The organism is Symmachiella dynata (genome assembly GCF_007747995.1).
Taxonomy (GTDB): Bacteria; Planctomycetota; Planctomycetia; order Planctomycetales; family Planctomycetaceae; genus Symmachiella; species Symmachiella dynata.
The window spans coordinates 6,063,775-6,089,702 of the sequence record NZ_CP036276.1 but is presented as its reverse complement, the minus strand read 5'-3'; the positions used below and the strand labels follow the sequence as shown (position 1 = coordinate 6,089,702).

The 25,928-nt window shown below is 53.8% G+C and carries 24 protein-coding genes and 1 tRNA gene; 8 read left to right on the top strand and 17 right to left on the bottom strand.

The window, feature by feature from the left end:
- Positions 1 to 10 precede the first annotated feature (10 nt).
- The gene (locus Mal52_RS23180; RefSeq protein WP_145378897.1) at positions 11 to 382 is read right to left on the bottom strand and encodes a hypothetical protein; all 372 of its coding nucleotides are present in this window, start codon (positions 380 to 382) and stop codon (positions 11 to 13) included.
- 486 nt (positions 383 to 868) lie between these two features.
- On the opposite strand from Mal52_RS23180, the gene pckA reads away from it, so the two are divergent.
- The 5 genes from pckA to Mal52_RS23155 all read left to right on the top strand — a co-directional run bounded on the left by pckA (position 869) and on the right by Mal52_RS23155 (position 5,524).
- Positions 869 to 2,452: a phosphoenolpyruvate carboxykinase (ATP) gene (gene pckA / locus Mal52_RS23175; protein ID WP_145378896.1), complete on the top strand. Its 1,584-nt coding sequence runs from the start codon at positions 869 to 871 to the stop codon at positions 2,450 to 2,452.
- Positions 2,453 to 2,683: 231 nt separating this feature from the next.
- A tRNA-Lys gene (locus Mal52_RS23170) sits at positions 2,684 to 2,756 on the top strand.
- Positions 2,757 to 2,838: 82 nt separating this feature from the next.
- The gene (locus tag Mal52_RS23165; protein WP_145378895.1) at positions 2,839 to 3,114 is read left to right on the top strand and encodes a hypothetical protein; all 276 of its coding nucleotides are present in this window, start codon (positions 2,839 to 2,841) and stop codon (positions 3,112 to 3,114) included.
- 116 nt (positions 3,115 to 3,230) lie between these two features.
- Complete coding sequence (locus Mal52_RS23160; RefSeq protein ID WP_145378894.1) at positions 3,231 to 3,974, top strand: phosphatase PAP2 family protein; 744 nt, start codon at positions 3,231 to 3,233, stop codon at positions 3,972 to 3,974.
- Positions 3,975 to 4,462: 488 nt separating this feature from the next.
- Positions 4,463 to 5,524, top strand: coding sequence for an endonuclease/exonuclease/phosphatase family protein (locus Mal52_RS23155; protein WP_145378893.1), 1,062 nt, complete (start codon positions 4,463 to 4,465; stop codon positions 5,522 to 5,524).
- 38 nt (positions 5,525 to 5,562) lie between these two features.
- On the opposite strand, the gene Mal52_RS23150 is transcribed toward Mal52_RS23155, so the two are convergent.
- The 12 genes from Mal52_RS23150 to Mal52_RS23095 all read right to left on the bottom strand — a co-directional run bounded on the left by Mal52_RS23150 (position 5,563) and on the right by Mal52_RS23095 (position 19,529).
- Positions 5,563 to 5,808 carry a hypothetical protein gene (locus Mal52_RS23150; RefSeq protein WP_145378892.1) on the bottom strand — a complete coding sequence of 82 codons (246 nt, stop codon included), beginning with the start codon at positions 5,806 to 5,808 and terminating at the stop codon, positions 5,563 to 5,565.
- A gap of 24 nt (positions 5,809 to 5,832) precedes the next feature.
- The gene (locus tag Mal52_RS23145) at positions 5,833 to 9,264 is read right to left on the bottom strand and encodes a hybrid sensor histidine kinase/response regulator (RefSeq protein ID WP_197534412.1); all 3,432 of its coding nucleotides are present in this window, start codon (positions 9,262 to 9,264) and stop codon (positions 5,833 to 5,835) included.
- A gap of 380 nt (positions 9,265 to 9,644) precedes the next feature.
- Positions 9,645 to 10,307 (bottom strand): class I SAM-dependent methyltransferase, encoded by a 663-nt coding sequence (locus Mal52_RS23140; RefSeq protein WP_145378890.1) that lies wholly within the window; start codon positions 10,305 to 10,307, stop codon positions 9,645 to 9,647.
- 251 nt (positions 10,308 to 10,558) lie between these two features.
- Positions 10,559 to 12,001, bottom strand: coding sequence for a mechanosensitive ion channel family protein (locus Mal52_RS23135; protein ID WP_197534410.1), 1,443 nt, complete (start codon positions 11,999 to 12,001; stop codon positions 10,559 to 10,561).
- Positions 12,002 to 12,175: 174 nt separating this feature from the next.
- Entirely contained in the window at positions 12,176 to 13,189 is a 1,014-nt protein-coding gene (locus tag Mal52_RS23130; RefSeq protein WP_145378888.1) for a PRC-barrel domain-containing protein, read from the bottom strand.
- Positions 13,190 to 13,299: 110 nt separating this feature from the next.
- The gene (locus Mal52_RS23125) at positions 13,300 to 13,821 is read right to left on the bottom strand and encodes a hypothetical protein (RefSeq protein WP_145378887.1); all 522 of its coding nucleotides are present in this window, start codon (positions 13,819 to 13,821) and stop codon (positions 13,300 to 13,302) included.
- Between the two features lie 83 nt (positions 13,822 to 13,904).
- Positions 13,905 to 14,336 carry a CBS domain-containing protein gene (locus tag Mal52_RS23120; RefSeq protein WP_145378886.1) on the bottom strand — a complete coding sequence of 144 codons (432 nt, stop codon included), beginning with the start codon at positions 14,334 to 14,336 and terminating at the stop codon, positions 13,905 to 13,907.
- A 146-nt stretch (positions 14,337 to 14,482) separates the two neighbouring features.
- Positions 14,483 to 15,637, bottom strand: a complete 1,155-nt coding sequence (locus tag Mal52_RS23115; protein ID WP_145378885.1) for a baeRF3 domain-containing protein — start codon at positions 15,635 to 15,637, stop codon at positions 14,483 to 14,485.
- Between the two features lie 67 nt (positions 15,638 to 15,704).
- Positions 15,705 to 16,226: a hypothetical protein gene (locus Mal52_RS23110; protein ID WP_145378884.1), complete on the bottom strand. Its 522-nt coding sequence runs from the start codon at positions 16,224 to 16,226 to the stop codon at positions 15,705 to 15,707.
- 521 nt (positions 16,227 to 16,747) lie between these two features.
- Positions 16,748 to 17,212 carry a hypothetical protein gene (locus Mal52_RS23105; RefSeq protein ID WP_145378883.1) on the bottom strand — a complete coding sequence of 155 codons (465 nt, stop codon included), beginning with the start codon at positions 17,210 to 17,212 and terminating at the stop codon, positions 16,748 to 16,750.
- Between the two features lie 103 nt (positions 17,213 to 17,315).
- Entirely contained in the window at positions 17,316 to 18,230 is a 915-nt protein-coding gene (locus Mal52_RS23100) for a DUF1571 domain-containing protein (protein ID WP_145378882.1), read from the bottom strand.
- A gap of 288 nt (positions 18,231 to 18,518) precedes the next feature.
- Positions 18,519 to 19,529: an HAD family hydrolase gene (locus Mal52_RS23095; RefSeq protein WP_145378881.1), complete on the bottom strand. Its 1,011-nt coding sequence runs from the start codon at positions 19,527 to 19,529 to the stop codon at positions 18,519 to 18,521.
- Between the two features lie 315 nt (positions 19,530 to 19,844).
- Here Mal52_RS23095 and Mal52_RS23090 point away from each other — a divergent pair, with 315 nt between their 5' ends.
- Genes Mal52_RS23090 through Mal52_RS23080 form a run of 3 tightly spaced genes read left to right on the top strand, consistent with a single transcriptional unit; the run spans position 19,845 to position 21,986 of the window.
- On the top strand, positions 19,845 to 20,513 hold the full coding sequence (locus Mal52_RS23090; protein WP_145378880.1) for a hypothetical protein: 669 nt from the start codon (positions 19,845 to 19,847) through the stop codon (positions 20,511 to 20,513).
- Positions 20,514 to 20,548: 35 nt separating this feature from the next.
- Positions 20,549 to 21,247, top strand: coding sequence for a leucine-rich repeat domain-containing protein (locus Mal52_RS23085; protein WP_145380757.1), 699 nt, complete (start codon positions 20,549 to 20,551; stop codon positions 21,245 to 21,247).
- A 34-nt stretch (positions 21,248 to 21,281) separates the two neighbouring features.
- The gene (locus Mal52_RS23080) at positions 21,282 to 21,986 is read left to right on the top strand and encodes a hypothetical protein (RefSeq protein WP_145378879.1); all 705 of its coding nucleotides are present in this window, start codon (positions 21,282 to 21,284) and stop codon (positions 21,984 to 21,986) included.
- 40 nt (positions 21,987 to 22,026) lie between these two features.
- Here Mal52_RS23080 and Mal52_RS23075 read toward each other — a convergent pair whose 3' ends face one another.
- The 4 genes from Mal52_RS23075 to Mal52_RS23060 all read right to left on the bottom strand — a co-directional run bounded on the left by Mal52_RS23075 (position 22,027) and on the right by Mal52_RS23060 (position 25,735).
- The gene (locus Mal52_RS23075) at positions 22,027 to 23,430 is read right to left on the bottom strand and encodes an amidase (RefSeq protein WP_145378878.1); all 1,404 of its coding nucleotides are present in this window, start codon (positions 23,428 to 23,430) and stop codon (positions 22,027 to 22,029) included.
- Entirely contained in the window at positions 23,427 to 23,642 is a 216-nt protein-coding gene (locus tag Mal52_RS23070) for a hypothetical protein (protein WP_145378877.1), read from the bottom strand. Before Mal52_RS23070 ends, Mal52_RS23075 begins: the two co-directional genes overlap by 4 nt.
- A gap of 81 nt (positions 23,643 to 23,723) precedes the next feature.
- Positions 23,724 to 24,152, bottom strand: coding sequence for a 3-hydroxyacyl-ACP dehydratase FabZ (gene fabZ, locus Mal52_RS23065; RefSeq protein ID WP_145378876.1), 429 nt, complete (start codon positions 24,150 to 24,152; stop codon positions 23,724 to 23,726).
- A gap of 161 nt (positions 24,153 to 24,313) precedes the next feature.
- Complete coding sequence (locus Mal52_RS23060) at positions 24,314 to 25,735, bottom strand: phytoene desaturase family protein (RefSeq protein ID WP_145378875.1); 1,422 nt, start codon at positions 25,733 to 25,735, stop codon at positions 24,314 to 24,316.
- Positions 25,736 to 25,928: the final 193 nt, after the last annotated feature.

Below are 25,928 nucleotides of genomic sequence, written 5' to 3'. Positions count from 1 at the left end.
AATTCCAGGCTTAGGCCCAATTGTTGACCACCGGAATGAAATCGGCATCCGCGCGCAGCTTGGGTTGGATGGGTGCCTTTGGCGACTGGACAGGCGGGTCGATGATGTGGGCTTGAATGCGGCGGTCGATTCGCTGAGCGATTTTACGATGCTTGTTCGCCTCGCGCCGTCGCACGCTTTCCTGACGCACGAGCGCAATGCCCAAGTAGGAAATCAGGCCAACCGTGACTGCCAAGTACATCATGGCCGAGAGCGTCGTCGGAATTCCGTTCCCAATCAGCATGCCGGCTTGATAGCTGAGTAGAATGACAATCGTGCTGCGGCTGATTAAGGGACGTTCGTTGGCAGAGGGCTTTGCCTTTGAGGATTGAGCTGGGTGCATGTCTCTGACTCCCGGGGGTGGGAAATTGCCGACGCGCCGAGTTCTTTCGAAAAGCGGCGGGAGGCGGTGAGGAGAGGGTTGGGGGAAGGAATCTCCTCGGGGTACGCGTCAAAGTGTAGCCTCAAAAATCACGCCGTGTCGGAATTCGCCCGATTCTATTCGCCGTCCAACACTATCCGGCACCGCTTAATCCGAATGGTCGGATTAAGCGGGCGCGACCCAGACGTTCTAGCGCGTTTTGCCGCACATCAGTTTCTGATTATTGCTTGTGCAGAATCCCCAAATGTTGGGGTTTGACATCTCTCTCCTTGTATCTATTATGTGAAAATCACTGTCCCCTCTTAGCACTGGGACAATCTCTTCAGGGGCCGCTGACGATCGGCGGACGCCCGGCGGATGTGTCGGCTTGCATCCATATCAACGAATAGGAATACGTTCACACATTCTTTGGAAACTCCCGACACAGCATAGTCAACAAGGATCATCATGGTCATGGACGTCGATCTGAATCAGTACGGTATCACTGTTGAAACCATTCATCGAAACCTGGCCCCCGCTGAATTGTATGAAAAAGCGATCACCCGCGCGGGCGCACAGATCAACTCCACCGGCGCCTTAGCAACACTCTCCGGCGAGAAGACCGGTCGCAGTCCCAAGGACAAACGCGTCGTCGAGGATGCGGAGACGAGTGAAGATGTTTGGTGGGGCGACGTCAACATCAAGCTCCAGCATGACAGCTTTACAAAACTTCGCGCTGTGGCAGTCGAGTATCTGAACTCGCGCAAATACCTCTACGTGCTCGATGGTTACGCCGGCTGGGATCCGGAGCATCAGTTGAAGGTGCGGGTGATCTGTTGCCAGGCGTATCATGCGCTGTTTATGCACAACATGCTGATCCGTCCCACGGCGGAGCAATTGGCCGACTTCGGCGAGCCCGATTTCGTCATCTATAACAGCGGCGCCACCGACGCCGATCCCGACATCGAAGGCGTGACCTCCAAGACGAGTGTCGCTCTCAGTTTCAAGGATCGCGAATTTGTGCTCTTGGGCACGCAGTACGCCGGTGAGATGAAAAAGGGCGTCTTCACGGTCATGAACTATCTGATGCCCAAAATCGGCGTGCTTTCGATGCACTGTAGCGCCAACGAAGGATCCGAGGGCGACGTTTCGCTGTTCTTCGGGCTGTCCGGGACAGGCAAGACCACGCTGTCCGCCGATCCCGACCGAGCCTTGATCGGAGACGACGAACATTGTTGGTCCGACAACGGCGTCTTCAATATCGAAGGGGGCTGTTACGCCAAAACGATCGACCTGTCCGCCGAAAAGGAACCGGCCATCTTTTCCGCGATCCGTTTCGGAGCGGTGTTGGAAAACATCGTCATGGATCCCCACACGCGTGAGGTCGATTACCACGACTCGTCCATTACGGAAAATACACGCACCTCCTACCCCATCGAGTTTATCCCCAACGCCAAGACCCCTTGCGTGGGCGGACATCCTCGCAACATCATCCTGCTCACCTGCGACGCTTTTGGTGTTTTGCCCCCGGTCAGCAAACTCACGCCGGAGCAAGCGATGTACCATTTCATCAGCGGCTACACCGCCAAAGTTGCTGGCACCGAGGTCGGAGTCACCGAGCCGCAAGCCACCTTTTCAGCTTGTTTCGGAGCGGCTTTTTTGGTTTGGCACCCGGCGAAATATGCCGAATTGTTGGCCGAAAAGATGCAACGTCACGGCAGTTCCGCCTGGCTGGTCAATACCGGCTGGTCCGGGGGAGCCTACGGGACCGGGGCGCGGATGCAACTGGCCTATACCCGTGGCATCATCGACGCCATCCACAGCGGCGAGTTGTCCGACGTTCCGTGCGAAGCAGACCCCGTTTTTGGGTTTCAAATCCCCACCACCTGCCCGAATGTGCCGGACGAAATCCTCTTGCCCTGGAAGACCTGGGACGACCCGACCGCTTTCAAGGAGACGGCCGCCAAGTTGGCGACGATGTTCGCCCGCAATTTCGAAAATTACGCCGCTGGAGCCAGTTCAGAGATCCTGAATGCGGGTCCTCAGATCTAAATTCTGCCCCAATCAGCCTATCCGTAGGCTGAGAATCGTGCCTCTGATCAAAAACGCGAACCAGAGTTAAAAAAATCGTGTCCCAAACCACCAACTTCTGGCGTCGGGTCCCTTTTAGAATTGTCTTTCGATTGCTAAGCTAGCGACCCGTTTGGCGGATTATTAAAAAACCCGCCAAACGACGCCAAATCGCGTCAGCAGACGCCGATCGAAGCGCATTCGATCACCCCAGAGGGCGTAGCTCAGCTGGTAGAGCAACGGACTTTTAATCCGTAGGTCCAGGGTTCGAGCCCCTGCGCCCTCATTTGCATAAGCCCATGTCTTGCATGGGCTTATTGCGTTCTTTGGGGTGGGCTGCTTGTCATCCGCTCCCCGCCGGAGTCTTGGTGGAAATCCGATCAGCCCGCGCGGCTATACATCGCAAGAGTCGCTTGCTGACTCATCGTCATGCTGTGGCTCCCGAACTCGATGATCGCGCGTCGACCATTCTGGTTGAAGGGCAGGCTGCCAGTTGGTGGAGTGCTGCTAATTCGCTGCGAAAATTTCGCTTTGTGGCGATTGCCGGTGATTTGGCTCGCAAATTGCCTGTTGTGGTCTCGACCGGATGCAACTTGGGTGTGACTGAAGGTTGTGAACGCCGCTGTTTCCCTCTGGTTGTTTGATGCCTGTGGCTGAACTTGCAATGAAACGACCTGTTCGGAACGTCCATTGCTGCGAGCCTGGTTACGTCACGATATTGCGATTTGTTTAGGCGGAGTTTGGGAAGGGTTTGAAAACGATGTACGACAGGTTCACGTGCGGATTTCGCCGGTTTATGTTCTGGTTGGGAAGTCACGAGCTTTCGACGTTGGTCGGTTTTGTGCTCTTGACCGCGGGACTTTGGCTGTTCGTCGAGCTTGCCGAAGAGGTTCGTGAAGGGGAAACCAAACAGGTCGACCGTGCCATATTGCTTTCATTGCGTAACCCAAGCGATCTCTCCGATCCCTGGGGACCGCAGTGGGTCGAGGAACTTGTCCGCGACATAACGGCCTTGGGGGGCATTGGCGTGCTCACGTTGATTACTCTGGCCGTCGTCGGATATTTATTGTTGCAGCGGAACAATTCGGCGGCGCTGCTGGTGCTGGTTGCTGTCGTCGGAGGACTTGTTGTGAGCTATTTATTAAAGTGGCAGTTTGCACGTCCACGCCCGGATCTGGTGCCGCATGGTTCCCATGTCCTCACAGCCAGCTTTCCCAGCGGTCATGCCATGATGGCTGCAACGACCTATTTGACACTGGGGGCATTGTTGGCGCGCGTGCATACCGGGCGACGGCTCAAAGCTTATTTTCTACTGCTGGCAGCTCTGCTGTCGATCAGCGTGGGCATTAGCCGCGTTTACCTCGGCGTGCATTGGCCGAGTGATGTGTTAGCGGGTTGGACGTTGGGAGCATGCTGGGCGATCTTGTGTTGGATGGTTACGGCCTATCTACAACGCCACGGCAATGTGGAATCGACCCAACCAGAATCGCCAACGCCAGACTAATCGCTGCGGTCCTGGGGCACATGAATTACTACAAGTAATTTCAAAACCCTCTGACGCGTCACGTAATCTCTTGTATTATAGATTCCTGAACAGGCACAACCGGGTTTTGAAACTGGTTCTAGTGCCGTTTCTTTTAGGTGTCATTGGTACTTACCAGGACTTCTCTGCTCCGTCTAGTTGTCGACCGCGCTGATTGATTTTTGTCACACTCTATGCGGTAAGGCACCGTCGGGCCATAATCCCGCAGTTTGGCATGGGGGTTGCTGTTTGTTCTCGGGATGGATATTGAGAAAGGATGGCAACCATGAAACCTTGCCGAATTGGGAAAATGGAAACCGCCGTTCGCGAATCTTGCCTGAATGAGAGTTCTGCAGATGGTGAAGCCGAAATCATTTTCGACAACGTCCCCTCACGGTGATCAGACGCCGTCTATTGACGAAGGCAAAGCCACTGACGGAGTGGTTGCATACAAACGAAACTGGAAGCTCATGTATTTCGTCCTGTTTATCTCCGCAATATTGGCCGTCACAGCATTCGCTCCGCTTTTGCCAGTCGATTGGTGGTGGGTTCGGATTGGCGACTTCCCGCGCGTTCAGCTACTCGTCGCGTATTTGGTTTGGCTGCTGGTCTTGGGGGTGCTGTACAAACAGCCCTACGCGAAGCCGGCGGCGGGATTGATGGTGGCGAGTATCGCCATTCAGTTGTACTGGATCTTTCCGTATCTGCCCGTTGCTCCGAATCAAGTTGAGTGGGCCGAGTCGCAAGACCAGGATGTGCGGCTGCGGATCATGATGTCAAACGTTCTTCAGGAAAATGAAGACTCAGCCGCACTGCTGCGTTTGATTGACGAGCAGTCCCCGGATCTCGTTGTTCTCTGTGAAGTGAACCAACGTTGGATCGATGAGATTGTGTCGCTGCGCGAAAAATTTAAATTTCATGTCGAAAAACCGATGGAAAACACATACGGTCTCGCCATGTATTCGAACCTCGAAATCGTCTCGTCTGAGATTCGAGCCATGGTTAAGGAATCGATCCCTTCGATCGATGCCACGATCCAACTCCCGTCCGGGCAACCGGTCAGATTGTTTGTGATCCATCCCAATCCCCCGCGGCCGGGGGAGGATACGACTAAGCGAGACGGTGAATTGGTGCTGGTTGGGCGAGAAATTGGTGACGGTGAGAGCGCAATCGTCCTGGGGGACATGAACGACGTTGGTTGGTCACGCACGACCGACCTGTTTCAAGAGGTCAGCGGGTTACTCGATCCGCGTAAAGGACGCGGGCTGTATCCGACGTTCAATGCGAATTCGTGGATTTGGCGTTATCCGTTGGATCACTTGTTCCACTCCGACGATTTTCGCGTTGTCTCGTTACAGACATTGCCAACAATCGGGTCAGATCATCTGCCGTTGTCGGTCGTCTTGAGTTATGAACCCAGTGCTGAAAATACGCAGTCGGGACCTGATCTTGATGCCGATGACCAAAAGGACGCAGCCGCAACAGTCGAGGCGCTGAACCAACCTCATGCGACCGACCAACCAGAAGAGTAAGTCGCCGGTGATCGTCGACAATAAGCTTGTGCAGGCAATCAGCCTGTTTCCGAAAGAGCAAGATCGACAATCTGAGCCACGATCGCCTTCAAGGGTTCAACTCCCTCCTCCTCAATCGATTTGTGTATCTCCGCAAATTCTTCGGGGTCCTCCCGTACTAATTCCAAGGCTTGCATCCCCATCGTCACGACGCCGAGATAGGATTTGATGTCGTGTGCGAGTCGCCGAAGTGTTTCTGGGCGTTCTTCATCGGATGAGGGTGGCAAATCTTGTTCTAAACTCATGCAATTCTCTCCGCTGCAATATTTTCATGGTTTGGGATTCGAGTTGACGTTTTCAAGCAATTCCTGAATGGCAGCTGGCTCGGCGGGTTTGACCAAGTGGTGGTCAAAACCTGCTGCTTTCGTTTTCTGTTTGTCTTCATCCTGACCCCACCCCGTTAGGGCAACCAACATGATCTTATTGCCCCACGGTTGTTGGCGTATGTAGCGGGCAGCTTCGTAGCCGTTCATTTTGGGCATACCAATGTCCATCAGGATGACATCCGGCAGAAAGTCTTCGGCGACTTCAATCCCTTCTTGTCCATCGTAGGCCTTGCGGACGTCGTTGCCGAGCATTTTAACGATCATACTCAACATCTTCGCACCTGCTTTGTTGTCGTCCACGACCAGCACTTTTCGGTTGGTGCTTTCCGTGGCGGTCTGGTCGATCCGAGACAAGGTTGGTTCTTCGGCATGCGTTTCGATGTGGATAGGTAGTCGAACACTGAAGAGACTGCCTTTGCCAATGCCTTCGCTGTGAACTTCGATCTGGCCCTGGTGCAACTCGACCAGTGATTTGACGAGGGAAAGACCAATGCCGAGCCCCGTGTAGCCTTTCTCTTGTGGACGGTCGATCTGGGCGAACATCTCGAAAATGCGGTCGAGCATCTCGGCAGGAATACCGAGGCCGTTGTCCTCAACCGAAACAACGACATCATTTTCTTGCCGCTCTGCGGACAATCGAATGCGTCCGCCTTCGGGAGTATATTTGATACTGTTGTTGAGCAGATTGGACACGACCTGCGCCAAACGATTTGGGTCGGCATTCAAGTAGATTGGCTCTGAGGGAATGTCCGTAATCAGTTTGTGGTTGGACTCGTCAATGAAAGAATTCGAAGCTTCGACCGCACTCTGGATGACATCGGCCAGTTTGACCCGGCACTTGCGAAGTTTGAGCTTACCTTTGCTGATACGTGACACGTCAAGGAGATCGTCGACCAACATGATCAACTGCTGCGTCTGCCGTTCCATCGTGCAGCGAATGTCTTCCATGGTTTCGGGGTCGTCCATCACGGACTTCATGATCTCCAGCCCAGTACGAATCGGGGCCAGCGGATTACGAAGTTCATGGGCCAACGTCGCCAAAAACTCATCTTTACGACGGTCGGTTTCGGCCAAACGGGACGCAAGCTCACGGAGTTCCTCCTGCATTTTCCGCTGCTGAGTGATGTCCATCAATGTACCGTCGAAGCTGACGAGTCGCTGCCCCGCGTCGGTTGGCTCAAAGTTTGCACGTCCTTTAGCAAACACCCAGCGATTGGTCCCGTTTGGTTGTACAATCCGGTATTCTTGAGCGTAACGAGCCGGGTTATCGGGACGAATTGCCTTTGCCACAGCATCGCGGATCCGCTGTTGATCGTCGGGATGGATGGCGGCAATTGCCTGGTCGTAAGTAATGGGATCGGCGCAGCCGTGAAAAATGATACGGAACCGCTCGTCACAGGTGAGATGATAGGTGGCTGGATTGACACTCCAAGTGCCAAGTTCAGCGGAATCGAGTGCTAAGCGAAATTGTTCTTTGCTTTCTTGGAGTGCTTTTTCAACCTGCTTGCGCTCTGAAATATCCATCGCGACACCAGGGAGGCGGATCGCCTGCCCGGTGTTGTCACGTTCCACTCGACCACGAGCGACAACCCAGCGAACTTCATTACCACTGCCAACGATCCGAAATTCGTTTTCGTAAGTTGATCCTGCTTTTATTGCCTGTTCGATTCCTTCTGTGACCCGTTTCTGATCATCGGGATGGATTGCCTTGAGATAACTTTCAAGCGCATTGCTGGCCTCGTCTTCAAGACTCACGTCAAACATGCGTGCCAGGTTGGGGTCGGCTCGAACAGTGTTCTTGACCGCGTCAAACTCCCAGGTTCCAATCTCAGCTGCCGCTAAGGTGGATTCGAGACGCGAGCGCGCTTCGCGCAGTTCGTCTTCGGTCCGCTTGATCGCACTGATGTCTGTGTTCGTCCCAAACCAACGGGTGATCTTGCCTTCGCCATTGCGAAACGGCAGAACCTGAGTGAGAAACGGCCGGAACTCGCCATCTGCTCCCCGTAAGGGAAAGACCATGTTAAACGGTTCGCCAGATTCTAAAGCCTTCTGCCAGCGCTGCATGACTTCTGGCAACACGTTAGGGGCAGGCACACTTTGCCAACCCCAACCTTCCATCTCCTGAAACGTCGTGCCGGTATATTCGTACCAGCGGTCGTTATACCAATCGATGTGTCCATCCGGCTGGGCCATCCACGCCATCTGAGGGATGGCATTCCCCAGCTGGATAAATCGTTCTTCGCTTTCTCGCAGTCGCTCCTCAGCCTTCTTCTGTTTGGTGATGTCTCTGGCGATCTTAGAGGCCCCGATAATTTGCCCTTCTGCATTTCTGACCGGAGATATTGTCAGCGAAACGAAAACCCTTTGGCCGTCGCTCCTGAGCCGTACCGTATCGAAATGCTCGACACGCTGCCCTTTTCGCAATTGGGCAATAATCCGGTTTTCTTCTTCGGCTCGTTCGGCGGGGATTAAAATGGAAATGTGGTGACCGATTGCCTGCTCTGCAGTAAAACCAAAGATTCGCTCGGCGGCGGTGTTCCAACTCTGAATCATGCCATCCAGTGACTTGCTGATGATCGCATCATTTGAAGATGTGATGATGGCTGCCAAGAGCCGGGAGGTCTCTACGCTTGTTGCGCCTTCCCGTTCCAGTCGTCGCCGCTCGGTCACGTCCCGATACACAATCACGCACCCAGCAAATTTTCCGACTTGAGTGCGGATGGGGGCGACAGTCCCTTCAATCGCTTTTTCCGTGCCATCGTCCGCGATCAACAGACTCTGATCGGACAGACCGATATCGTGCCCCTCCCTGTCTGCCCTGTCGACGAGATTCTCAATTGGCTGTCGAGATGATTCGTTGATCAAGCGAAAAATGACATCCAGCGGCTTTCCCTGTGCAGCAGCGTTGCCTGTGCCTGTGATGCCTTCCGCCACGGTGTTGAGGAATGTGACCTGCCCGTTGCTGTCCGTGACGATCACGCCATCTTCAATGCTCGAGAGCGTGGCCAAGAAACGTTCGCGTTCACCTTGGAATTGCTCCGTTTTGTGTCTTCTTCCGTCACTCAAAATCGCCACACAGATTCCGAAGAGACTGAAGAGCATCAATCCCAGCCAACCAGCTGTGTCGGCCGGAAGAAGCGAATCTGGCGGCGGAAGAAACCAAGCAAGGACTGCCAGGTCGCTCAAGAGAATAGCAAGTAACGTGGGGCCCGCTTTGGCTATTAAGGCAGTAGCAAAAACCGCTAGACAAAAGGGAATGTATGGGACAGCACCACCAAAATAGGGATGAGCCAGAAGTTGTAGTCCCGTGGCCAGTCCTGTGAAGACTACCGCCAAACCGTAGCTGGCGAAGGTGGACCGTGGTTTGATTTTCATTGGCGGCGCATTTTCAGCAAAGAGATCCCACATATTCAAGAGGGCCCACTCCCCTAATTCTATCGCTCCTGAGAAATCGATTCCAACGAATTCATAAAATACTCACGTCCGATTCGAGTGCAGTGCTGGAAAGACTGCTGCTGATTGAAAACGGGGTAATTCAAGTACAACTGTCTGACAAAACAGACCACACATCCCAAGGGAAAATCTGATTCTGGCCGAACGCCATTGAATTCTGGATGTCCACTTTTTGGACATCCAAAACTTCACCAAACGGTATCGTTCCGGTCATGCAATAACTCATGGCAAGCTGGTTGGAGGAATCAGTTTGTTCTCATATAGGTGGTGTAAGCGAATAGATGACACTGTCGCCGCTCGCTTTAGGTCAGATCATTGATGCTAGCCATGGGAACGGATTCATGATATTTGGGAGCTGCAATTGGGGGGCTTTGACTGGACTTTTCCCATTGCCAGATGCGCAGTGGTGGAATGTTCCAGAAAACGAACGAAGTCTGGGGTTCGCCGAAGACTTCGTCGGCCAGTTCACTGATTCGGTCGCGAAATTGGTAGGCGAGAAACGTGCCTTGCGGAGCAAGAACAGAATGGATGATCCGTACCAATTCCCGGCCTTCTGTCAGCGAAAGGTGAGAAAAGGGAATCCCGGAAACAACGGTATTGGGCATCGGTAAATTCCGCTCGGCCAAAATCTCGGCAAGGTCTAAAGCATTCCCCTGAACGACATTCAGTCGCGGATCGCGGATCTGCTGTAAATGTTCGACAAATTCAGGAACGATCTCGATGCACAACAACTGACTCGTTGGCGGCATCCGGCGGAGCAAGGCCAACGTAGTTTCGCCCGTGCCCGGGCCGAGTTCGATAACAAATTCTGCTGATTGAACGCACGGCAGCAAACTAATCCGGTGCTGCAGATATTGTGAGCTCGGCACGATGGAGGCCACCTTATTGGGATTGGCAAGAAACCCACGTACAAATCGCAGCCAATCCGCCGGCCACGACGCTTTGTTTGTGTGCAATTCAGACATGCGAACCCTTTGTATTCAATTCTCCTGACGGCGACCGGCCGGTTCTTAATCGGGCATACTCATTTTATGCAACTTTTTTGCCAGCAACAATCAAAGGTAAATCGAGGAATACATCAAGGCGGACTAGTCGGTTCCCGCTAAGCGATCGTCAGCATCATTAATACAGGGGATTCAATAGCTGCTGGGATGGTTATAGACCAGCTTTCATTGAGGGGAAGGGCCATGACCACCTGGGCTGCGGATTGGCCAGATTATGGATTTTGCGGCGATACTTTGGCTTGGGTTTCGAGGAGGTCAGTGCTTCCATCTTCTGGGTCACGTGACTGACGCGCCTGTTGCCTGACTGTTTCTTCTTCACTGGCCAACGCGCCCTCGGCTGAGTTTGTCAGTTGTTCGGATTCAGTTGCGACTAGCCGCTGAGGCTGACCATTGCCACGGGATTCTGGCAATTTGTGCGGATCGTCATCTTGGGAGGCTGTTACCGCTCCAAGAATCGGGACACCATTGGGAAAGATGACTTCGCGCTGTTCATCGGGCATTTCAAATCCCTGACTTTCAAAGCCGCTTTTGACTAAGCGGATCAGAGACGACCTGACTTTAATCCAGCTATGCTTCTGCGCATTCACCCAAGCAAATACTCGCAAGTTCACAGTCGCAGCACCGAGTTTTTCCACGAGTACCTGCGGCTCGGGGTCCTTCAAGACAGCGGGATGGTCGGCGAGGATATTCATTGCAGCTTCTTGAGCGCGCGTAATCGGTACGTCGTATCCAATTCCAATGCCGAAATCGAAACGGCAATTGGGGTTCGCTGAATAATTCTTGATGGTTTCCTTGTAGATTGTCGAGTTCGGAATTTGTACATGATTGCCTTCCATGGTCATCAACAACGTTCCCCGGGTGTTAACGCGTTGGACATATCCCAGATAGCCGGCCACTTCGATGAGATCGCCATAGCGAAACGGGTTTTGCACGCTCAACAAAATGCTGGCCAAAAAGTTTTCGGCGATATCCCGAAATGCAAAGCCAATTACAAGTCCAACCAGGCCGGTCCCGCCAAGAACCGTCATTGCTAGGCGGGTCATGCCGGAAACCTTTAACACCAGATACAGACCCACCAAAGCAACCGGGATGGCCAACGCCTTGCGCGCGACCTCGCGCAAGAGATTGTTGTCCACACGTTTCAGCACAGATTTGTCGGCGATAAGCACTGTGAGTTTCAGAAGTATCCATGTGATGCCGAGAATGAGCACAGCAATGATGAGCAACGGTATGGATTGCACAGTGGTGCGGGTGAGATCCTTTAAAACCACCCACATGGGAGACATATCCCAGATTGAGGGAGTCACAACATTGACGCGATTGACGACAGCAACGACGTCTTGCGTGTTGCCGGCGACCTTCCCAGCCCATTCGCGATACTTCTCGTTTTGCGTCGATCCGGCGAGAAAGACAATTCCATCTTCGACTTGGACTTGCGGGTTTTCAAACCATTCCGTCGCTTCGAGGATCCGTTGCAGTCTCGCTTCAATCGCGTCGTCACCTACGATTTGCTCCACATTGACTTTGTCAGGCGTGGCGAGTGTCGCCTCGTCGGTCTGGGGTTCTTCGACCGGTGGCTGTGGGTCGGCGGGCTGTGCTTGGTCGATTGCCTCGGTTTCCTGTGCCGAAAGACCGTGTGTGGACAATGCAATCATAGCGACCACACATGCCAGAACGTTTACCATGCAGCGGTAGGCGTACCGGTGGGTGTCGATTGCAATGCTCCGCTGAAAAACCGCGGGCAACAGTCTTGGGGATGATTGTGGACTAAAGTGACACCGATAGAACAACTCGTGACCCTCCCGTTGGCTCTGCTTGCGCAGCAACCGTTAATTGGCTTTGAGATTGGCTTGATAAAATGCATCGATATATTGAGACCACATTGGTTCGCGGATGTTGGGCCATGCTGATTTTTCAAAGCTAGGCGCTTCCGCAAGGCGTTCGCGTTCCATGGTTAGAACAAAATGCGGCGACTGCGAGCCGTTTTGAAACTTTAAAACGAATAACGGGATGGCAAACAACTTGTGCTGTTTGTTTTTCTCTTCGCGGGAGCAAATGGCATAACGGGCTGAGCCAGTCGCGAAATCCACCAACAGATCGCGAACATGGCCGACCGTCTCACACTGGGAATCGTTGATCGGCATGTCGAGCATCTGTTTTGAACGGATTAAGTAGGGGACCTGATCGAGCGGTTTAACGTCTGTCCCGAAATTCGACTTCAAATCTCCTTCTTTGATGATAACCCCGTAGTAAACGGCGATCTCATCGGCCCACTTGCGATTGCCCACGTTTGGCCAATGCTCCCGGTCGAATCCTGGCGCCTTCTTTAGTTTTTCGAGGGGGATATTGACGACGAAGTGCAGGCGACCATCTTCGTTTCTATGCAGCACAAGCGAGTTCCAGGGGATCGCCAGCAGTTTTTCACGACCGAGCAGCTTGGGCAATTCCACAGCTGCATAGCGCACGTCGCCGTTACGAGCGTTTATCACCAGTTCATCAACATGCCCCAAAGCCTGCCCCGACTCGCCAACGACGGGGGTGTTAACAATAGCACTGGTGCGAAAAATCCAGGCGGTTTTGGATGAGTCCTTCTCGGAGTCAAATTTCACTGGCCCCTCATGGAGACCTTTTCCGTCGTTGTCGACGGTGACTTCACTGTCAGCCAATCCACGCCTCGGAGTGTTGGCAGCAGTGTCTGCCTCTCGCAACTCATCTCCCAGCAGAAACGGCGTGCCTAAGATGGCGAGTCCTACCGCGAAAACAATCGTTTCGTGCCAATTGGAGAAGCGGAAGTGGGGAAAAAATGACCGACTCTTGGGATGTCGATGTTTCAGATGGTTCATCAGGTCCTCCTTTGTGGACGTCTCTCAGTTTTTGATAGTTGCCGACCAACGGTTGGTGGTCTGAGAGCACACCCTAAAGCCGGTAAGTGGACAGCGGTGATTTTGAAAACTCAGGCGCTGGGGACCTTCCCGCTACGGGGCGTTGTTACTTTGTCAACGGCTGGCTTTTGCATTTCCTGATCACAACAGGCTGGGACTGCGCGACCTGACGGCTGCCGCAGGACCTCGCCACATTTTTCGCAATGGTAGATCTCGACTTCGTGGGTTTGCATTTGTGGGGGCGGGGCGGGGGCTTTGAGTTTGCCTTCTAAAGCGGCCGCCAACTCCGACAACAGTTCTTCGATGTTCAGCACCGGTTGGGCAATCCCTTGTTCCTGATCGTCGCGGACAGGATTGACAGCTAAATAGTGGGTCCCTTTGCTGTGAATCGAGGTGAGCCATTGCAGGAAATCAATGGGTGTCAACTCGGCAATGGTTTCTGTTTGGTCCCAATCGGAATCGGTGATGTAGACGTGTGCCCGATCGTCGTTTGTGAACACAGCAACCGCTTCTTCTTGACCATCGTCGTCAGCGTAGAAAACCGCTGTCTGAAGCTCAGTAACATTTTTTTTCGCAATGACATAAATACCCATGATTATTAACTCCATTGACTGCTTGGTGAACGAGACTCGGGTGAACGGAACCCGAGATATGCCGATTCGTCTGCTGCCCATCGTCACGGACCAGTTGCCACCGGCTCGCAAATTTTATCGAGCGACTCACCGGACATTTTCCAATCGTGTGCGTGTTGAGCGATGTCGCCCAACGACACGACGCCCACGTAGCGGCCATCGCGATCTTGCAGTACCAAACGGCGAATCTGCTTTTCTTGCATCAGTGCCGCCGCCTGTTCGACATCCTCATCGGGTGACAATGTCTCTAGGCACTTCGTCATGATTTCGTTGACTGGGGTTGTAGTCGGATTATTGTTCTCGGCCAGACCCCGGACAACGATGTCGCGATCAGTAATGGTTCCGACCAATTTGTCCCCTTCGATGACTGGTAGAAAACCAATGTCGTGCCGCGCCATGACGTTTGCGGCTGCTGATATTGTGGTTTCCACCGAAACGGCTTCGACGTTCTTGGTCATGATGTCTATGAGTTTCATCTCGTGCTCCTTGCAACTGGTTTCAAAACCCTCTGACGCGTCAGGCACGCACTTGTATTCTAGGATCTCGAACAGGCGCAACCGGGTTTTGAAACTGGGTCTAGCGTTTTGGATCTATTGAGAATTCGGGATAGAGATGGCCGTGGCTATCTGGACAGAAAACGTAATATTGCCGCTAACCGTTGTTCTTGAGGCATCCGATGTTTGGGCAACGTATAAACCGTCCCGCCGGTGGCGAGTGTTAGCACGGCCGAGTAGTTTAGAAGTTCTTCCTTTTTTATTTCCACTTGACTGGCAACTGCTCCGGAGTCGCCCGGCAGGCCCCACAACTGCTCATCTTCGGCCAGCAATAAGGTCTCGATCGCCCCCTCTTGTGCCGCACTCACAATCTGGTTCAGCTTGGTCGTTGTTTTTTCATTGGCGACAAACTTATTGAACTGCGTCAGCGCAGATTCACGATCGCGTAAAAACATCGGTTCAACGAGTCGCCACGCTGCCGTATGCAATTGCTTAGCGGAGACATCATCGGGATTGCCTGCGACCGGCTCGTCGAAGATGCCTTTGTGCTTACACGTCTCACGAAATATCGGAAACAGATATTCGACGCCGGCAAACACGAGCGGTACGCGATCGTCGTTGAAATAGTTACTCAGCGCTCGGTTGATGACCTGGAAGTATTGCGAGATTTCGTTGTTCTTTTGGACATCCAGGTCAGCCGCTCCTTGCCCATGGAAGATCGTTCCCCCAGACGCCCGCGAGGCACCCGCGGTATGGTGCTGCAAAGTGCTGGTGTATTCGTCGATATTCAGAGCCGAACGTAGGTCCGAGGGGAGTTCGGCCGGTTGCAATTCAGTGATGTCATAACGCGTACACCGAAAAAGACGGACACTGTTTTGACTGACTGCCAAGACATGGAATTGTCCATCCCCTTGCAACAACCGCACCAAGGGCGTGATCTGAAACCGCTGACCCACCAGGACCAATTCGGGCATCTCAGCAGACAGGCGATAAGTTTCCATCAAGTCATCAGCAAAAAACATGGCGAGACCGTCACCTTGATGCTGCCACCATTGATCATTTGCCGCCAACTTCAACGCCTCGTCAACGCGTGCGTCGATCTGCGTTATGTTCACAGCTTGCTCATCGAGTTTGTGCTTGACCTGTTTGATCAGGTTTTTGAAGCGGACGGCGTTTTGTTGCACCTCGCGGCCAGAGCGGACGGTGGGCATGTACAACGAAGCCTTAACGCCATCGCTGTGAGTGACGAGTTGCAACAGGTTGTGATGTGTGAATGAATCCATGATATTTCAACTCAAAGTGCGAGAAGGGTGAAATTGTCGAACTGCCCGATCGAGTGCGCTGATTCGCTCAACCTTCACTCAACGGCAAAGATGAGGCGCCACTTTCTTCAAGTATTTGGCCAGCCTGTTTCAGACGGCCCGCTTTTTGAGGGTCGTCGTCTGGAAGGTCGACGGCGACGAGAATATTCCCCTGGGTCACTTCCTGGTCGTAGAAGCGGGCCAGTTCGTTCTCGACGCCACTTCCCACAAAAATCCCCAACAAGGTTCCCGTTAGCCCGCCGGCGAAAATCGGGCCTACGGCGACGATTCCCATTCCCCCCGTCGTTGCCACACCGGCCAGTGAGACCAGTGCCCCCAGCGCGCCGCCAATGACTCCGGACTTGCCCACACCCTGTTGGTCGGTTTTGGAAATTCCCTCGCTTTGGCGCATTGAGCCGAAGTGCTGTTCCTTGCTTTCATCGGAACAGATCACCGTGATTTCTTCTTTTTCAAAACCGGCGTCCAGCAACTTGGTGACGGCGCGGTCTGCGTTTTCGACGGTTGTAAATATTCCCGCGCGGATCGGCTCGTGGTTGATTGAAGTCGACATGTTTTCACCTATTGCTAAGACATTTAAAATTCCGTCGCGTGGGCCGGTAATTCTCGTCACCGTCTTGCCCTCAGCGACGTTCGATGCCAATGAATTCTGCACAATTGATGCCGAACGGAATTAAAGTCCCGATTCCCCCAAAACCATGCCAATTCGATGGTTCGGCTGATCGTTCGGCGTACGATGTGGTCGACCGGCATCCACGGGCGAGGCGGCGTTATGTATGGCAGCGCACGGTGGGAGCGGCTTGTTTACCCGCAAGTGAGAATGCACCGCTCCCAGCCACGACGAGGAGATCGTCTAACCCCTGGCAGAGAGACTGCCAAACAAAAAGTCGAGGTCTGCGATGAAGCCGGTGGGAGCGCAAGGGGAGAGGGCGTATTGCAGACCGATGTCACCAGCCTGTTGTTACGCAAGGCGAGAATGGTAAAACGAATTAGGAATCTTTGAGTTGTGACGAAGCGCAGGCGGTGCATGATGCACTGCGGTTTAGGCTACGAATGAGCCAATCGTGCCGACAATTAATCGCCGACACCACGATCGCGATCATACGCTTCCAACAGCCAAGTATCGATTACCGTTTCTTGCTTGCGGACTTCCGTCACGAATTCCAAGCCGTGCTTGACGACATTTTCAATCGGTTTCTCGAGCTGTTTTTCGTCGGCCCCGACTGCATCCGCAAGCGGTTTGAGTTTGGCCAGTTTTGCGAGGAGGACGGCGGATCGCTGGAGGTTTTCTTGATCGGTTTGTTGCATTTCCCGGACACGCCCGAAAAGTCCCGGGTCTTCGCTGCCGATTTGTTGGAATTCTTTGGAATGTTTGGACTCAATGCACGTGCGCAATACACGCACTGTACTTTCCAATTCACTTTGCACCGTTTCCAACCATTGCCCCAATTCCCCTGGAACGAGCGGCACGTCCAGGCTGCGTTCTAACGATTCCAGGTGTTCCAACAATTCGTTGTCTTGCGGTTTCGCAGTTTCCATCGGGCACCTCAAATCCATATCGATGTTGATTTTGGAATTCGTGAGTCTATCACCAAATTGCAAATGTTAGATGAAACGATTACGCAATCTGGTTCATTCCAGCCTATTCAAAGTTATAAGCATCATTCGCTGGATCAAAGTCCTTGTCGGTGAGGTTCTGGCTAGGCTTGAGGTCGCGGTATTCATACCGTTCAACGAGTTCACCTGGTTTGCGGTCATTCCATCCATAGCTGGCGATACAGACCGGCAGCTTTGAGTCCTCACAGATGTGCAGCACGGTCTTGGAGTATTCCGGGTGCACCTCAGGTCCGGAGAATTCGATCGTGTAACAAACGCACTCCATGTCATCGACAAGCTCATCGTGTATTTTACACGTGGTCTTTTCTAATTCCAAACCTTTGTTTTCTTGGAGCATGCGCTCCACCAGTTTCAGGAGACCAATTTTTGTAATTGGATACCGCGAGTCTCTCATCGCTTTTTTCTCGTCGGGTTGCAGCGCCAGCGTTCCGGCAAAGCTCAGCAAACCTTCATCAAGCTTGACGAGCAGTTTGTCGTCGTTTTGACCTTGGACGTACAACACTTCTTTGCCGGTCGTTTCCCAACGCAGATAAACGCTCATGGGTTGGTGACGCAGTTTTAAGTGAATCTCCTCCGGGTCACGCAGTTCATCGTCTTTACGAATTTGGCGAATGAAACGCGCCTCATATCCATGCATTTTACGCACAACCGCGCGTGCCTGTTTGAGGTCGGCGAGCAATGCTTTTTGATTTTCTTGTGACTGTTTCGAATCCGCTGTGTCGAGTGACTGCGACAAGCGATTATTTTCGTCGGCCATTTCTGGCACGTCAGCGCCCGCAAGTTCGGAGTGGTCGCTGTTGTAGCTAATAGCCAACGCGGTTAGAACGAGCCCCAGGCCGCTTGAAAGTGCGATACGGTAAAACATGGTGATCCCCTTTGATTGGCAAAAACCTGCCGCCCCGATTCCACAAGTTGGACATCTAAAGAAGGGCTGGCTCATTAGGAATCAACACCACTCGCAAGTTGTGTACCGTAAGCTGCAAAGAAAATAACCCGAGAGCGCAAACCGTTTCATTCAAACGGCTTGCGGCTAGTGACTCAGTAAAAACAGCGGGCAGACTCTCCCCACGGAAATTTGGGTTTTGAGACCAGATGGTCGCTGAACGCTCAGCTTGGCAGGCTCAAATCATCCCCACAGAACCAGCCGAATGACAACATACGTATTCGATCAGGCCAAAGAGAACGGCCGCATTACGGCGCTAGAATCGATGTTGTTGTCTGTTTGGGGCTACTTGTCAAACGGGTAAATGCGATTCCAGTCGTTTTTCATGCTGATCACAAACCATCCTCGTTTATGCGCTTTGTCGTACAGGGCTTGCGGGAAGGTACCGACTTTTGTTGCGGGCAGTCCCTGGGCGGGACCGTAGGCATACTCGCGCTTAGCATCGTCGTGCAGGACCAGCATTCCCAGCCGAGCACCCTCGCCGGCGGTGGTGTATTCCAGCATCTCTTGATCGCCCGGAGTATTGCCGAATGAGGCAAACGGGCGACGACCGATCATCATGTGGATGCCTTCCGGTTTGCCCCCTTTGTCGTCATTGAGGATCAGCTTGGGCTCTTTGGTCAGAATTGGCTGGCCCTCTTTGCCATAGCCGTACTTGGTTTCCCCCACTGTGCCGACCACTTGTTCGGGCGGAATCCCGTACACCTGTTCGGCGTAGACGCGGACGAAATCCTGGCCGCCGCCGGTGACGATGTAGGTCTTGTACCCGTGCGCCCGCAGATACTTCAGTACTTCGAGCATCGGTTGAAAGACCAGCTCGGTATATGGCCGATCAAACTGCGGGTGACGGGCCGTCTTAAGCCACGCTTGCACTTCGCTTTGAAACTGCTCGGTCGTCATGCCCGACAGCGTTGCTAAAAGAATGGCCTCCAGGTCCTTCAACTGCAATTTGGCAATGGCGGCTCGGTCGCCGGAAAGGACCGTTTTAAATGGTTCGACATTTTTTAATTCCGGCTTGGCCTTCACGACCGCCGGGACGCGCTGCAAGCAATAGACCACCTGCGTATACATGGGGTGTTCGGTCCAGAGCGTGCCATCCTGGTCGAAGGTGGCGATCCGTTGTTCGATCGGCACGTACTGCGGACTGGACTTGTCGGTGGTGACCTGCACGAAGTTAAGAATCGCTTGCTTAGCCGGACCGTCATTCCAAGACGGCAACGGATCCTGTGCCTGAGCGCTTGTGAAAGTAATGAGGGCCAAAGTTACAGAGGTGATGGTAGCGAGTAGCGACTTCATGGTTGGGACTCCATAGATCTCACTTATTGGCCCTGGACTGGGCAACTTCTGATTGGCAGGCTCTCCATTGGTTCGCGACATAAGTCGCTCCATTGTTCTCTGCGAATGATAACCAAGATCGGGGGAAATTGCGCTGAAAACAAATGGGAATCGCCGCAGTTTTTTAACAGTGCAATATGGGCGTCACGGCTGGTCAAGAAACGGGTGGAGTCTGAAATACTTTTGCGTTTGTTCCACCCCGTACGATATGATCCACCAGCATACTTTGGTGCGGTATGACGCAAGATCGTTTCAGCGCCTGCACCGCACGGGCGGATGGTTCAAACATCGAAGTGTTTTTCAACGATCCGACTTACTCGGCTGGACAATGATTTGATGAACGACGAAACCCCAAAACCGCGCTGGTGGACGCGACTCCTCCACCGGCCGGGCTGGTTGGCAGTGCTGGCAGTTAGTTTACTGTTGGCTGCGGTGTTGGTGCCGTTTGGTTGGCGGTACTATCGAACGCAGCAGTTGGTGGCGGGGATTGAGGCATGTGGTGGGGGAGTGGGATTTGAGCCAGGTGGTCCGACTTGGTTGAGGAATATTGTTGGAGATGAGTGGATGAAACCGTTGGATATTCCCAACGAACTCTATTGCCAATTGCCGTCGCCGATATCTGCGGGGGGACCATTCCACAAGGTAGGGGTTTTTGATGATGCTGGTTTCCTTACGAACGTCGTGCCCCTCAACAACCTCTACGGCCTCAAACGTGTTGCCCTTTGCAGGCAGCAAATGACGCACCGAAGTTTTAAAGCATTCTTGCAATTCGAGGATTTGGAAGCTCTTTTAATTACAGGAAAATCCTTTGACGACGAGGCGTTGGGGTATCTTTCCCCAGCATCAAAGCTGCGTAGTCTCTCCCTCGGTGGTACATCCGTCACCGACAAGGAAGTCTTGGGATTACAGAGGCGGTTGCCAGCATTGAAGGTTTCAAACCACTAAACGCTGTTGGTAACGGCGGCGAAAAGGCTAATCAAATGGATACTCAATCACCAAAACCACGCTGGTGGACGCGACTCCTCCACCGGCCCGGCTGGCTGATTGCGTTGGCGGTCTGTTTACTGCTCACGGCGGTGTTGGTGCCGTTTGGTTGGCGGTACTATCGCACACAGCAGTTGGTTGCGGGGATTGAAGCATGTGGAGGGGCGGTGAATTTTGAACTGGGCGGTCCGACTTGGTTGAGGAATATCGTTGGAGATGAGTGGATGAAACCTTTCGATGCCCCCAACCACGTCTCTTCGTTTCGACTTGTTTTTGATGCTTCTACCCCTTCTCAATCTCGTAATTCCTCCTGGACTCCAAGGGAAACCCTTGGTGACGATCAGTTTCTCGACTATATCCTCCCCCTGAACGACCTTGTTGGAATAAAGTCTTTAGAGCTTACGGAAAACGATCTCACACAGCTGAGTTTTGAAAAACTGGGACAATTCGAGCAACTGGAAGTTCTGGTTTTGTGGGACAAGGCGTTCGACGACGACGCCTTGTCACATTTTTCAAAATCCTACAAACTGCGTTCGCTCGATCTCTCAGGCACATCCGTCACTGACGAAGGCCTGCGGCACTTGTCGGGATTGAAGGACCTCACGGATCTGTCGCTGTCCAACACCGATGTCACCGACGAAGGGGTCTCGGAATTGCAGCGGCATTTGCCGGGGTTGGATGTTTCCGACGATTAATAGCTGCCGGCCACGGCGGTGAGGGGCGGAGGAGATGAACGACGAAACTCCGAAAACGCGATTGTGGAAGCGGCTGCTCCACCGGCCGGGGTGGTTGATTGCGCTGGCGGTTTGTTTGTTGCTCTCGGCGGTGTTGGTGCCTTTTGGTTGGAGGTATTATCGCACGTGGCAGTTGGTGGCGGGGATTGAAGCGCATGGCGGGAGAGTTGGATTCAATCAGGGTGGCCCGCAATGGTTGCGAGATGTCGTGGGTGATGAGTGGATGAAACCGTTTGATGCTCCGGAGCAAGTGAGTTGGAAAAAACCTCGAACATCGGGGGCTTGGACGTTGCCAAGTATCTCGGGTGTGGGGTCTGGCCCACCAAAAGAGAAACTAACCGACGCCGTGTTTATTCGTTACGTTGTTCCGCTGGACGATCTCCACGGAATCAGGACCGTTGTGATTGACCGAAGCAATCTAACGCACCGGAGCTTTAAAGAACTTGCGCAATTCGAACATTTAGAAGTCTTGTCGTTGAGCGACAAAGCGTTCGACGACGAGGCACTGGGGCATTTCTCCATGTCGTTCAATTTGCAGAAGCTTTTCCTTTCCGGAACTTCGATATCTGACGAAGGCTTGCAGCATTTGTATTGGCTGGAAAACCTAAAGGTGGTTTCGTTGTACGATACAAACGTGACCTCACAGGCCGAATGGCGATTGCAACGCCGTTTGTCCAGCCGGTTCAAATTGGACGAATGAGCGCCGCGCACGTCGGCGGAGCCGTGGGATTGGGATTCGATTAGCCCAGTGGAGGTTGGCGGTGGTGCCAGGCGGTTTCTTGTTGGTATTGGTGTGCGACGCGCAGTAGCATGGCTTCGCGGAAGGGAGCGCCGACCAGTTGTAGGCCGATCGGCAAATCGTCGTCGGAAAATCCGCAGGGGACCGTCAGCGCTGGTTGGCCGCTGAGGTTAAACGGCATCGTCATGTCCAGATAGGCGTTCAACAACGGCGTGTCGCCGCCGGGAAGTTTGACCTTCGATTGCCCGTAACTTGTCGCCACCGTCGCCGATGTGGGGGTGGCTAGGCAATCAAAGCGTGCAAACTCCTTGGCCCAGTCCCGTCGCACAATCCGCCGCACCCGCTGGGCTTTGAGGTAATCGACCGCCGGAATGAATTGCCCCCCTTGCAGCAGCGTGCGAATATCGACCGAGAAATCTTCCGGCCGGTCGCGCAGATACGGTTCAAAAGCACTGGCCGCTTCGGAAAGGATAATGGCCCGATGCGCACCGAGGACTTCTGGTAGGTGCGGCAAGGTGGCTTTCACCCGCTTCGCTCCCAGCGCCGTCATCCGATCAATCGCCGTTGTGACCGCTTGGGCGACCTGCGGTTGCAGCGAATCGAAAAACCAATTGCGGGGGACGCCGATTTTTAGGCCGCGAATTTCTTGGCCTAACTCGGCCGAGTAATCCGGCACACCGCTGGAACTGCTCGATTCATCGAGACCATCCGCCCCGGCCATCGCCCCCAACACAACCGCGGTTTCCTCTGCTGTGCGTGCGAGTGGGCCGATATGATCCATCGACCACGACAGCGGGATCACCCCCGCGCGGCTGACGCGGCCGTAAGTCGGTTTAAGGCCCACCAGATTGCACAGCGCCGCCGGCATGCGGATCGAACCGCCGGTATCGGACCCCAACGTGAATCCGCAAATTCCCAGTGAAACCGCGACCGCCGACCCGCTGCTCGATCCACCGGCAATCCGCTCGGTGTTCCACGGGTTGGGGCAATTGCCGTAGATCGCATTTTCGCCCGTAAAGCCGAACGCGCATTCGTGCATGTTCAACTTGCCCAACAACACAGCTCCGGCGTCGACCAGTTTCTTCACAACGGTGGCATCGGCCGCCGCTTTGTGATTCGCAAACGCCTGCGAACCACACGTGGTCGGCACGCCGGCGACGTCGATCAAATCTTTGACAGCAAACGGCACGCCGGCCAACGGTAAGTCGTCCCCTTTGAGCACGCGGGCATCGACGGCTTTGGCTTGTTGCCGCGCCAGCTCGGGCAAGATGGCCGTAAACAGATGAAACGGTTCTTGAAAACGGGAGATGCGTGAGAGAGCTTCGTCAATGATCTCGCGAGCCAGTGTCCGCCGTTCGCGTACGGCGGTTGCGATTTCAATCACATGGGGAGGCTGAAAGATCATGCGTCCCCTTCTCCCGGCCCGTCCCCCGGTCGATAGAGCGTTGCCGGTTCGGCCGTGGTGATATCCAACCGCCGCAGCGCCCGCATGTCCTTGTGGAGCGAATTGAGCAGTCCGGCAACCATCTCCTGTTCGGATTCGTCTAGAGGCAGCGCGAGCAATTCAGCTGCCATCTGTTTCACGGTTTCAGCAGTGATCTTGGGATCGTCGGCCATGGGAATGCTCGAATCTTGTGACAACCGTGGGATGACGGGACACCGGCAAAGGATTGTATCACCGGGCGTCGGCGCTGCCCATCATTCCGCCGGCGCTTCGGCACAGGCGAACTCGACCCGAGCAGCGACCTTGCCGGCAACGGTCGCCTTGGCGGTGAAAAAATAGGCGTTGCTAAGCCGTTCGGTCAATTCCGCTTCAATATCCAACGTGTCTCCCGGACGGACCATTTGGCGGAATTTGACGTTGTTCACCCGGGTCACCACCGGCACCATCCCCGCATCGATCTCAGCGGTGCGGCTAATGAAAATCGCCCCAGCTTGAAAACAGGCCTCCAAAATCAACACGCCCGGCAACACCGGAAAGTGTGGATAGTGCCCGCGAAAGACATCCAGCGCCGGATCAATCACTTTCGTCGCCCGAATCCCCGTCTCAGTGATCTCGGTCACATGATCAATCCACAAAAAGGGATCGCGATGCGGAATAAGTTTTTCAATCTCAGAGCTATCCACGGGGGTAAAAAACCTCTGTGTTGGGGGAATGAGGCTGTGGGACGATTGGCATGAGGCGTGAGGGAACAGGCTTGAGGAAGACCAGGGACGCCCCAACCAATATCTTTCTGCCTACTGCCTACCGTCTACTGCCTACTACTTCTGGCCACCGGCCACTCAAATCAAGTCATCGCCGGTGTCAAATACTTATCAACTTCATTGGACGTAATCACGCCATAATTGACCGCTCCCAGCCAGCCGGACATGATGATGCCCACGGAGCCGGCATGGTACAGGCCGCTGATTTGCTCGGACAATTCCTTGCTGGCTTTGAGGCCTTCGAATTTGGTTCCGAACGATGCGCCCTGCATGTGCCGGGTATAGTGTTCGAAGGTCCGCGGTGTTGAGGCTTCGACGTGCGCCACTTTTTCGTGGATGCCCGGCACGTATTGATTCAGGCAGTCGAGCGTGGTGTCGCACAGGTCCTGCTTGGCCGCTTGGTATTCCTCTTCCGACAACTCCGCCCAATCCTTGTAGTTGGCGTTTGTCGAGGAGACAATCAAATGCCGGTCGCTGCCGGGGCGGGTTTCGGGATAGTAGAACGAAAACGTCCGGCTGCTGACATCGCGGCTGAGCATGGCTTCGACATCGAATCCGCGGTGTTCGGAGTGAAATAACAAATCTCCGCACGGCTCAAATCCAACCCCCGGTTTTAGAGCAATGTAAACTTGGCAGCTACTGTTGTTCAGACGAACCGCTTTGACCTCTTCGACATAAGACTTATCAAACTTGTCTTCGCCTACAAGGTTGAGGATTGTCGATTTGACGTTGGCGTTGGAGACGATTGCGTTGCAGCCAATGCGTCGCCCATTCACCACAACCCCGGTGACTTTGCGGTCGGGGGAGACTTCGATTTTTTCCACCAGGCAGCGAATCCGCAAATCGACGCCATTGGCCAACATCTCGGCCTTCATTTGATTGACTAGGTGGTCGGTGCCGCCTCGAAAGGTAAAGACCCCTTTACTCATGAAATTCGAGAAGACAATACCGTACGTCAGTGCGGGGTCTTCGAGCGTAGAACCGTTGGCGTAGGTGATCGGCTCCATCAGCAGCCGCACGACATCATCCCGTCCGGGGAAAAACTCGTTGAATAAATCCCGCGTGGTTCTGGCTTGATCGTCGAAGAAGTTCATCTTCCGCGCCGTGTCGAAGAACCGCGTGACGGTCTCGGGGGTGATTTTGAATTCTTCAATTAGTAGTTTGGTGAAATCTTCGCGATTGAAAGTCGTCGTCAATGAGAATTGCGGATTCTCAAAGCGAATGCCTTTGAGCTGCACGATCGAATCAGCGATTTCCTGCGTCCAATACTTGCGGCAACTTTTGATCATGCCGACGGGAAAGCCGTGCAGTGAGATATCAAAAATGTGGCCGCCGGCGCGTTTGAACCATGTCGCCATTCCGCCAAGTTGGTAATGGTGCTCAAGCAACAAGACCGAATGTCCGGCGCGGGCCAGAATATTGGCGGAGGTCAGACCGGCCAATCCGCTGCCGATGACGATCACGTCGTAATGATCTCGGGCGTCTTTAAGAAAATCGCGGGCCATACGTTGCGTGTGCTCTCTGTGAATCGACGGTTGGTCGCCGACTCCCGTATTAAGGGGGTTGGTTCACGGCGGGACATGGGCGCAGAGCGATCCAGCCTCGTCCGGGATACGATTTTTGTTCGGTGATGAATAGTTCGGTGGTGAATAAGCGACAAGCTTAGCGGCTGACGGGAGGGCTGTTCAACTCTGCAGG

Excerpts from the sequence above, each read along its gene's own strand:
- Mal52_RS23080 (WP_145378879.1), top strand. The coding sequence starts at position 21,282 with ATGAACGACGAAACTCCGAAAACGCGATTGTGGAAGCGGCTGCTCCAC.
- pckA (WP_145378896.1), top strand. The coding sequence starts at position 869 with ATGGTCATGGACGTCGATCTGAATCAGTACGGTATCACTGTTGAAACC.
- Mal52_RS23105 (WP_145378883.1), bottom strand. The coding sequence starts at position 17,212 with ATGGAAACTGCGAAACCGCAAGACAACGAATTGTTGGAACACCTGGAA.
- Mal52_RS23135 (WP_197534410.1), bottom strand. The coding sequence starts at position 12,001 with ATGATTGCATTGTCCACACACGGTCTTTCGGCACAGGAAACCGAGGCA.
- Mal52_RS23180 (WP_145378897.1), bottom strand. The coding sequence starts at position 382 with ATGCACCCAGCTCAATCCTCAAAGGCAAAGCCCTCTGCCAACGAACGT.
- Mal52_RS23085 (WP_145380757.1), top strand. The coding sequence starts at position 20,549 with ATGGATACTCAATCACCAAAACCACGCTGGTGGACGCGACTCCTCCAC.
- Mal52_RS23145 (WP_197534412.1), bottom strand. The coding sequence starts at position 9,264 with ATGAAAATCAAACCACGGTCCACCTTCGCCAGCTACGGTTTGGCGGTA.
- Mal52_RS23120 (WP_145378886.1), bottom strand. The coding sequence starts at position 14,336 with ATGAAACTCATAGACATCATGACCAAGAACGTCGAAGCCGTTTCGGTG.
- Mal52_RS23100 (WP_145378882.1), bottom strand. The coding sequence starts at position 18,230 with ATGAGCCAGCCCTTCTTTAGATGTCCAACTTGTGGAATCGGGGCGGCA.
- Mal52_RS23115 (WP_145378885.1), bottom strand. The coding sequence starts at position 15,637 with ATGGATTCATTCACACATCACAACCTGTTGCAACTCGTCACTCACAGC.
- Mal52_RS23075 (WP_145378878.1), bottom strand. The coding sequence starts at position 23,430 with ATGATCTTTCAGCCTCCCCATGTGATTGAAATCGCAACCGCCGTACGC.
- Mal52_RS23125 (WP_145378887.1), bottom strand. The coding sequence starts at position 13,821 with ATGGGTATTTATGTCATTGCGAAAAAAAATGTTACTGAGCTTCAGACA.
- Mal52_RS23140 (WP_145378890.1), bottom strand. The coding sequence starts at position 10,307 with ATGTCTGAATTGCACACAAACAAAGCGTCGTGGCCGGCGGATTGGCTG.
- Mal52_RS23070 (WP_145378877.1), bottom strand. The coding sequence starts at position 23,642 with ATGGCCGACGATCCCAAGATCACTGCTGAAACCGTGAAACAGATGGCA.
- Mal52_RS23130 (WP_145378888.1), bottom strand. The coding sequence starts at position 13,189 with ATGAACCATCTGAAACATCGACATCCCAAGAGTCGGTCATTTTTTCCC.
- Mal52_RS23155 (WP_145378893.1), top strand. The coding sequence starts at position 4,463 with ATGTATTTCGTCCTGTTTATCTCCGCAATATTGGCCGTCACAGCATTC.
- Mal52_RS23090 (WP_145378880.1), top strand. The coding sequence starts at position 19,845 with ATGGTTCAAACATCGAAGTGTTTTTCAACGATCCGACTTACTCGGCTG.
- Mal52_RS23150 (WP_145378892.1), bottom strand. The coding sequence starts at position 5,808 with ATGAGTTTAGAACAAGATTTGCCACCCTCATCCGATGAAGAACGCCCA.
- Mal52_RS23110 (WP_145378884.1), bottom strand. The coding sequence starts at position 16,226 with ATGTCGACTTCAATCAACCACGAGCCGATCCGCGCGGGAATATTTACA.
- Mal52_RS23060 (WP_145378875.1), bottom strand. The coding sequence starts at position 25,735 with ATGGCCCGCGATTTTCTTAAAGACGCCCGAGATCATTACGACGTGATC.
- Mal52_RS23095 (WP_145378881.1), bottom strand. The coding sequence starts at position 19,529 with ATGAAGTCGCTACTCGCTACCATCACCTCTGTAACTTTGGCCCTCATT.
- Mal52_RS23160 (WP_145378894.1), top strand. The coding sequence starts at position 3,231 with ATGTACGACAGGTTCACGTGCGGATTTCGCCGGTTTATGTTCTGGTTG.